Source organism: Limosilactobacillus reuteri (assembly GCF_013694365.1).
Classification (GTDB): domain Bacteria; phylum Bacillota; class Bacilli; order Lactobacillales; family Lactobacillaceae; genus Limosilactobacillus; species Limosilactobacillus reuteri_E.
The window spans coordinates 497357-505983 of sequence record NZ_CP059275.1 but is presented as its reverse complement, the minus strand read 5'-3'; the positions used below and the strand labels follow the sequence as shown (position 1 = coordinate 505983).

Below are 8627 nucleotides of genomic sequence, written 5' to 3'. Positions count from 1 at the left end.
TATCTAAGTTCTTTTAAAATTAATTGATCAATTACAATCGTTGTTTCATAAAGCCAATCTCGCGAATCTTGTTCGCTGTAGCCAGGATGAGGCTGATGGAGATCATAGCCATAGCTTTGTTGCGCAACAATCTTGCCATCACGGTCCATCGCTGAAACCTTGACTGCACTTGTGCCTAGGTCAACCCCAATTACATATTCGTTCATTTACATGTTTAGGAACAGAAAATATTTTAATATCCATGTATTTAGGGGGGCGGGAATATCTTCAAAAGTGAGAACAATATCCTTACCATTAACACTAATTGTTGTTTTCCCGCCCTTCATAACTGTGTAGTCAAGTTCGTTAGGGGTACAATTTTTATATGCAGTCATTTAAATAAGACCAAAACGATTTCTTGCAGCTGTATTAATACAGTTTGCTAATTTCTCTTTAACCTTTTTATTTATATCTAAATTATCGGTATCATTTTTAAGATAGGCATTAATTATGATTGAAGCCATTACATGTTTAGGAACAGAAAATATTTTAATATCCATTTATTTTAAATGTAGGAGCTTAAATTCTAAATAACACCACAAGATAATTAGTAAAATACTATAGGCAGCAGAAAGCCATACTACATATTTTAAGAACGCTAAGATATGAAAAACAGTTAATATTTGCAGACAAATTGTTAAAACAATCCACACTACTAAATGATCTTTTACCCGATCCCGATGTTCAATTAATTCTTCTTTTTTCATCTAATCGTTTTTATCCATCTTAGCTCGTAATTCTTTGCCGATCTCTTCATATCCTGGCTTCCCAAGTAATCCGAACATGTTAGACTTATAAGCTTCAACACCCGGTTGGTTAAATGGATTAATACCGTTTAAGTAACCTGAAATTCCCATCGCAACCTCAAAGAAGTAAATAAGGTAACCTAAAGTATATTCATCTTCTTGTGGGATATGAACAGTCATCACTGGTACTCCACCATCAGTATGAGCAGCAACCACCGCTTCATAAGCCTTGGTGTTAACGTAATCCATTGTCTTACCTTCCAAGTAGCCTAAACCATCAAGATTATCTGGTTCTGTTGGAATTTCCATGTCATAATTTGGCTTATCGAGCTTAACAACGGTTTCCATTAAGAAACGGCGACCTTCTTGGATGTATTGACCAAGTGAGTGAAGGTCGGTTGTGAAGTTAGCTGAAGAAGGATAAATTCCCTTTTGATCTTTTCCTTCTGATTCCCCAGCTAATTGTTTCCACCATTCCGCAAACATCCGCATGTTAGGCTCGTAGTTTTCGAGTAATTCTGTTTCATAGCCCTTACGATAAAGAATGTTCCGGTAAGCAGCGTATTGGTAGGCTTCGTTCTTGGTTAGATCAGGATCAACATAATCCTTTTCCGCTTGTGCAGCCCCTTCCATCAACTTATCAATGTCCGCACCAGAAGCAGCGATTGGCAAAAGGCCTACCGCAGAAAGAACTGAGTAACGTCCTCCAACCCCATCAGGAATAACAAAGGTTTCATAGCCATGAGCATCTGCTTCAGTCTTTAAGGCACCCTTAGCCTTATCAGTAGTAGCATAAATCCGCTTATTAGCTTCATTTTCACCATACTTCTTAATTAAAAGGTCCTTAAAGATTCGGAAGGCAATTGATGGTTCAGTGGTTGTTCCTGACTTTGAAACAACATTGATGGAAAAGTCTTTATCACCAATTAATTGGATTAAGTCGTGAACATAGGTTGAACTCAAGGAGTTACCAGCAAAGACTACCAATGGAGCTTTCCGGTCTTTTGCCTTTTGAGCTTGGTAGAAGGTATTATGTAAGAAGTCGATTGCCATTTGAGCCCCAAGGTAAGAACCACCAATTCCAATAACAACTAAGACGTCTGAATCACGTTGAATCTTGTCAGCGGCCTTTTTTATACGGGCAAATTCTTCTTTGTCATATTCGGTTGGTAAATGGAGCCAATCACGGAAGTCGGCGCCAGCACCAGTTCCATTCCGTAATTCATCATTAGCGGCGTTAACCATTGCTTGCATTTCGCCAAGTTCGTTTTCATGAACAAATTGCTTTAATGCGCTACTGTCAAATTTAATGTGTGTCATTTAATAAGGGAAATTTCCTAAGCGATCTTTTTCAGTAATGGGACGAATTACTTTGCCTGGGACACCAAGGAAAAGGGAGTTATCAGGAATATCTTTAGTAACGACAGTACCTGCCCCGATAACGCAACCATTGCCGATTGTTACACCCGGACAGACTGTTACATTGCTTGCAAGCCAACAGTTATCGCCAATTGTAACTGGTTTGCCATATTCAACGTCATCGAACTGACCGTCAGCTTGTTGACGAATATTACGCTGCTGATACATGAGAGGATGCATGGCTGTAATGATCGAGACGTTTGGACCGCACATTACATTATTTCCAATAGTAACAGGACATGTATCTAAAATAGTAAAGTTAAAATTAGCATAGAAATTCTTACCTATTTTAGTAAACCGACCGTAATCGATATGAATTGGTCCTTGAAGATATATTCCGTCAGCATGCTGAGGAAATAGGCGATCAATAATCATTCCTCGTTCAACAGTATCTTCATCAGTTGTTAAATTATAGTCACGACAAAGACGATGAGCAAGGTGAGAAAACTTATTGAGTTCCGGTGTTCCAGGACGATAAGGCTTCCCAGCTAACATATTTTCAGTGTTTTTATCCATTTAAGCAAAAATAGTTAAAATACTTCCGGCAACAATAAAGATGATTCCGGCAATTGTAAATGACATTTCCCGCCGAGTCTTGTGTTCATGAAGAACTAAGATACCACCAATTGTTGCAATAATAACGTTCATTTGTGTAAAGACAAAGGCTGTATTAATTCCTAATGCCCGTCCAGCAAAGATATAAGCTAAGGCAGCAATTCCCCAAGAAATACCACCCCAGATATTGAGATATTGCTTCTTTTGCTTAAAGGAGTCAATATTACCTGAACAAATAGCATAAATAACAGATCCAAGTAAAATCCCAAGCATTTCTGGAAGGAAGATTCCTAAAGAACTATCATTAGCAATCATTGGCATCTTGGGGAATGCTGAGTAAACCCAGTAACCAATAGAAGTAATTAATAGAAAAAGGAAATTCTGAACAGTAATTTTCTTTCCGCTGCTCTGATCAGTAACAGAGGTCATCAAAGCACCAACAATAACAATTGCTAAAGCGATAAAACCAATAGTAAGGGTACGTGCTCCACGCCATTCTCCAAAGATAATAACCCCAATCAAAGAGTTACCAACTAATTGAAGTACTGTTGATAGGGGAATCGTGTTTGAAACACCCATCCGCTTAAATGAAACGAATTGTCCAATTTGACCAATTGTCCATAAAGCACCACACAGTACTGAGAACCAGAATCCAGTCGTTGTAACAGTTGGATGACCGATAATAAATGCAACCAACCCAACAATCGTAGCACCGGCACCAATACCAAACATTTGGTTAATCGTTGAACCACCGATCTTACCAGTGATCAGTGGCATAATTCCCCAACCAATCGCAGGGATTAAAGCAAGTAAGTAGTTCATTTACTTTTTGTCTTTATTATTTGTAGGTTGAATATTATGAGGAGCGTATTCACGATCAGGGAAAAAGATTGTAAATGTCGTCCCTTTACCATACTGACTTTTTACATCAATTTTTCCGCCATGAAGAAGAACTAACTGCCGCACAATTGCAAGTCCCAAGCCAGATTCTCCGTACTTAGTATTCATCCGTGAACGATCAGCTTTATAGTATCGTTCCCAGATATTTTCAAGTTGTTCAGGAGTCATCCCAATTCCATTATCTTGAACTACAAATTGACTTCCCTTTTCCACACGTTTTCCCCGAATGTCAATAATTCCGTTATCAGTGAATTGGATTGCGTTTTGAATGATATTGAACATAATCTGTACAAACCGATCATAGTCTGCATATACCCGTAAATTCTTTTCTACATCCAAGTGCAGAGTATCCTTTTTCTCTTTTGCCTTTTTCGCTAACTGCTCTCGTAAATTTTCGAGTACTGCCGATGAATCAAATACTTTCCGTTCCATCGCAATTTGGTTAGTGCGAATCTTTTCATAATCCAAATTATCATTGACCAAGCGAATTAAACGCCGCGTATCATTTTGCATTAACTGGATACTATGCTTTTTATCCTCTTCTGGAATCGCATCATACTGTAACCCTTCAAGAATTCCATTAATGGTTGTTAATGGCGTCCGCATTTCATGGGCTGCATTGGCCATAAATTGGCGTCTTCGCTCCTCTTGCCGGCGAATTTCTTGTTGCGATTCACGTAACGAAGCGGTCATTTGGTTAAAACTCCGACCGAGGTCTGCCACTTCATCACGCCCATTATCGTCCACTTCAACATTGTAATTTCCTTGCGCAATTTGGTGAGTAGCCATCCGCAATCGATCAATTCGTTTGGTAATTGACCGTGCCAAGAAGTAACTAACTGCAAGCGTTACAAGACTAGCAGTCAGTAGTGCCATTATTAAGTTAATCTTTATTTGGTGCATATTTTGCTCAATTGTCGAGACGAAAGTTGCAATCGAAACTACCGCAATCATCTTTCCTTTATAGAAGTATGGTCGTGAAACTTCGGTCATTCGTGGAGAAACACCTTTTGATACTCGTGAATTAATTTTAGGAGTAATTAGTTTAGTACAAACAGTTTCTCCCTTTTTTAACTTTTTCCAATCATTTTTACTCATACTAGGAGCAAAGCCGTTACTGGCAAAAATTTTCCGGTGAGTTGTATCATAAATTGCAAAGTGAACATTTTGCCGTGTTAAAAGATTGGCATTGCTATTTAACGATTCTGTAGCAAACCCTTCAAAACTTTGGGTTGCCATATTGTAACGAATAGAATCCTGAATTAAACTATCAGAATAACTTTTCAATTGTTGCCACGTATTATGATACATAGTGTTATTAGTTACATTTATAAACGAAATACTAACAATCACCATTAGCGTCAGAATAATCGCAAAAAATGAAAGCATCAACCGATACATTAATTTCATTTAGTCGTTACCCTCGTCATCAAACTTATAGCCGACCCCCCATACAGTCTTAATTACTTGAGGTCCAATATTTTCTAACTTTTGCCGTAACTTTTTAATATGAGCATCAACAGTTCGCTCATCACCATAATATTCATAATCCCATACTAATTGTAAAAGTTGTGAACGGGTGAATACTTGACGTGGTTTAGAGGCAAGCGTCTTTAATAAGTCAAATTCTTTAGGTGTCAAGTCACCGACCGGTTTTCCATATAAGAATACTTCTCTTGTCTTAGTATTCATCTTAAAGTTCTTTGTTTGAATATCGAATGTATCATCACTATCAGTATCTTGAACATCCTCAAGTTTGTTTAAATGTGTTCGCCGATAAAGGGCCTTGATCCGCGCAATTAAAGTAATCGTACTAAATGGTTTGGTTACATAATCATCAGCACCAATTTCCAATCCCAATACCTGATCACTTTCAGTATCACGAGCTGTTAACATAATTAAAGGAACTGTTGGTGATACCCGTCGAATATCAGCTGCAACCTGCATTCCATCCTTTTTGGGAAGATTAAGGTCTAGCAAAATAATATCCCATTTATGAGGGTCAGCGTTAAACTTTTCTTCTGCTTCCACGCCATCATAAGCAAATTCATAGTGCCATTTTTCTTTCTTAAAAAACATTGCCATCATTTCACAGACAGAATGATTATCCTCAATCATTAATATTTCCATTTAGTACCAGCCGTTAGCTTGCCAGTGAGCCTGAGCATTTTGCCATGAACCGTAACGACTCGCAACGTATTGGTCAGCAACCCGTTCTTGGTTAGCTGCTGAGTAGTCACCGTTAAGGTATGATGCTGATAATTGGTACTTACCAATATATTGACCGTTAGTAGCACCGTAGTTACCACCAGATTCACGAGCGGCAATCCAAGCCTTAGCAGCAGCTTCTGAACCTGAAGCATTTGAAGTATAGCTTTGGCTAGCTTGACTTTGAGCTTGTTGAGGTTGTGCTTGTGCAGCTTGAGTATTGTTATTAGCGACGTTTGCATTAGCTGCGTTTTGAGCGTTGTATTCTTGAATTTCACCATCGCTCTTGATGATTAACTTTTGGCCAACATAAATCTTGTTAATATCTTGAATATTGTTCTTCTTAGCAAGATCATTAACCATACTGTTGTCTTTTGCGAATTTGTAAGAAATACCTGAAAGTGTGTCACCACTTTGTACGGTGTAAATAGTGTCAGCGTTAGCAGCAGTAGCCGTTGCACTAACACCTAAGGCCACTGCACCAAGAGTAGCAGATACTTTAGCAAAGTTTTTCTTAGAAATCATTTACAAAAGTGTTGCAAAATAACGTTCACAATACTTTGCAACCCCGTCATTATCGTTTGTATCTGTAATTGCTGTTGCCACTGCTTTAACGTTAGGAAGCCCGTTTTCCATTACGATTCCTTGGGCAGCTGCTTCAATCATTTCAAGATCATTATCAGCATCCCCAAATGTCATCAAATTACTAAAATCATCCCCAAAATGATCTAGTAGCGCCTTCAGTCCAACCGCCTTATTTAATTTTTTAGGTAAAAATTCCATTATCATTGGTTGAGATTGAACTGCATGATACTGCTCTTTAAGATCAGCTGGAAGTTCTCCTATAATAGTAGACAATTTTTCAGGGGTGATTGCCATTACAGCTTTACTATAAGTTTTTTCCGGCACATCACTCATTGGCAAAGATTGGAATTCAATATTCTTTAACACTGTCCGATAAATAGATCCTGGATAATCATTTAATTCGTATACCCGTTCAAAGTCTAAAACATTGAGGGGAATCTTTTTTCGTTTAACATAAGAAAACAGCGGCAGTAAATCACTCTTTTTCATCCCTAATTCAAAAAGATGTTCACGTGATTCATTATTAATAACTAATCCGCCATTAAACGTAACTGTGTAATCATCTGAATCAGTTAAACCAAGCTGTTCAATATATGGCCAAATTGCATTGATTGGGCGGCCAGTACAAAGCACTACCTTAATTCCCTCTTGATGTAATTGCTTTAGGACATGTTCATTACGTTGACTAATTTCTTTATTACTATTTAAAAGCGTATTATCTAGGTCTAGCGCAACCATCTTAATCATTTATTCCTTCTTTCGGATATTCCCCTGAATTATTTGTTGATTAAAGTCTTCAAAAAGTGTTAAAAACTGATCAGCACGATCTTCACCATAAATTTGAACCCAATTAGCAAACCGGTGATTAATCCTCTGCCAAATCTCACTTTCGACATCCTTACCTTTTTTAGTTGCAACTAAGAACATTCGCCGTCGGTCGGCTGGATCAGCTTTTTGTTCAACATATTTTTGTTGAAAAAGGACTTTTAATTGGCGAGAAACCGCACTCCTTGTTACCTGCCGTTGCTCGGCGATATCCATTAGCTTGATATTAGGATGGTTAATGATTTTTCGTAAAATCAAAAATTGTTCAAAAGATAAATTATATTCACTCGCCGGTTCAGAAATAAAGCTTTCGATGCCCTTTAGTCCCGTTAAGTAAATATTGATAGCTTTATCTAATAATTGATCTTCATGTGTCATCTATTTTTTTGTCAAGATCGTTTTTGCAATTAACCGTGCAAAATGATCATTTCCGCTTGGTCCCATATGTACATTGTCACTTGCAAACCAATCAGAGTGCCCTTGACTTGCCTTATTCCAATCGACCACATGGATATTCTTATGCTTCTTGGCTAAATCTTTAATTTCGTTATTAACTGTTTGCTGCCATGGCTTTGTTGGAACATGGGCAGTTACCCAATAGATTTGGTGTCCAGAGCCAATTGCACTTAAAATATCATCCAACGTATCTTGAGTCATCGGGCCGTTTGTTCCCAAGTTTAAGATAACAATCTTGTTTAAATGCCCATCTGCCTTTAATTGTTTGATAACATCAGGAGCCGCAGAACCTTGACGCCCAACTTGTGCATCAACATAAGCATTTGGCATTAATTTCTGAATACTATCTGCGGCATCAGCCATCACCGAATCACCGATGGCCGTTACCTTTAACTTCTGCGCTGCTTTTATTTGCGCCGGAGTTAAATCATACTGTTTCTGAAGCTTAGAAGTATTACCACTAGCTTCTGCAACATTATCACCCCTTGCAATCTTCTTATTGTGTTCTTCAGCAGCCTGATGATTTTGCTCTATCCGTTGCTGAACCGCTGTTTTCTTTGGTGCACGATTTGGCTGGCAAAAACCAATAAATGCAACAACAACAACTAATGCACTTACCATCATTTTAGCCCCGCTTTGCCAACTAAAGTGATGCGTTTCTAACACATGCTGAAGATCAGCCGGTAATTTTGACCACTGATACTGGGCAAATGGTCGTTCAATTAACCGGTAAGAAACTTCACTTACTACTAAAATAATAATAATTTCCACGAATGCATTGAGAAGTGGATGATTGCCGACATTGATTAATCGTTCATAAAAAACCATAACAGGATATTGATAAACATAAATCCCATAAGAACGCTGCCCAACCCAATGAAAAATCGGATTTGT

12 protein-coding genes and 1 pseudogene (1 of these 13 cut by a window edge) are annotated in these 8627 nt (G+C 38.1%); all 13 read right to left on the bottom strand.

Annotated features, from left to right (window positions below):
• Positions 1–8 precede the first annotated feature (8 nt).
• A pseudogene (locus HHK02_RS02950) lies at positions 9–206 on the bottom strand (FGGY family carbohydrate kinase); the annotation flags it as partial.
• Positions 207–374 (bottom strand): hypothetical protein, encoded by a 168-nt coding sequence (locus tag HHK02_RS02945; RefSeq protein ID WP_181462923.1) that lies wholly within the window; start codon positions 372–374, stop codon positions 207–209. It lies immediately after the preceding pseudogene.
• Complete coding sequence (locus HHK02_RS02940; RefSeq protein ID WP_225433552.1) at positions 375–539, bottom strand: hypothetical protein; 165 nt, start codon at positions 537–539, stop codon at positions 375–377. It lies immediately after the preceding gene.
• The gene (locus HHK02_RS02935; RefSeq protein WP_035151787.1) at positions 540–746 is read right to left on the bottom strand and encodes a hypothetical protein; all 207 of its coding nucleotides are present in this window, start codon (positions 744–746) and stop codon (positions 540–542) included.
• Positions 747–2105, bottom strand: coding sequence for a glucose-6-phosphate isomerase (locus HHK02_RS02930; RefSeq protein WP_098046464.1), 1359 nt, complete (start codon positions 2103–2105; stop codon positions 747–749).
• On the bottom strand, positions 2106–2720 hold the full coding sequence (locus HHK02_RS02925) for a sugar O-acetyltransferase (RefSeq protein WP_181462743.1): 615 nt from the start codon (positions 2718–2720) through the stop codon (positions 2106–2108).
• Positions 2721–3581: a GRP family sugar transporter gene (locus tag HHK02_RS02920; RefSeq protein WP_013923962.1), complete on the bottom strand. Its 861-nt coding sequence runs from the start codon at positions 3579–3581 to the stop codon at positions 2721–2723.
• Positions 3582–5069 carry a sensor histidine kinase gene (locus tag HHK02_RS02915; protein ID WP_098046462.1) on the bottom strand — a complete coding sequence of 496 codons (1488 nt, stop codon included), beginning with the start codon at positions 5067–5069 and terminating at the stop codon, positions 3582–3584. It lies immediately after the preceding gene.
• Positions 5070–5789: a response regulator transcription factor gene (locus HHK02_RS02910; protein ID WP_003670412.1), complete on the bottom strand. Its 720-nt coding sequence runs from the start codon at positions 5787–5789 to the stop codon at positions 5070–5072.
• The gene (gene apf, locus HHK02_RS02905; protein WP_085650021.1) at positions 5790–6392 is read right to left on the bottom strand and encodes an aggregation-promoting factor; all 603 of its coding nucleotides are present in this window, start codon (positions 6390–6392) and stop codon (positions 5790–5792) included.
• Positions 6393–7199, bottom strand: coding sequence for a Cof-type HAD-IIB family hydrolase (locus HHK02_RS02900; protein ID WP_107690250.1), 807 nt, complete (start codon positions 7197–7199; stop codon positions 6393–6395). It abuts the gene before it with no gap.
• Complete coding sequence (locus HHK02_RS02895) at positions 7200–7655, bottom strand: MarR family winged helix-turn-helix transcriptional regulator (RefSeq protein ID WP_035155139.1); 456 nt, start codon at positions 7653–7655, stop codon at positions 7200–7202.
• Positions 7656–8627, bottom strand: the 3' portion of a protein-coding gene (locus tag HHK02_RS02890; protein WP_181462742.1) for an acyltransferase family protein. Its footprint extends 894 nt past the window's final position; the window shows 972 of its 1866 coding nt (coding positions 895–1866); the start codon falls outside the window, past its right edge — the gene reads right to left on this strand; it ends in the stop codon at positions 7656–7658. It lies immediately after the preceding gene.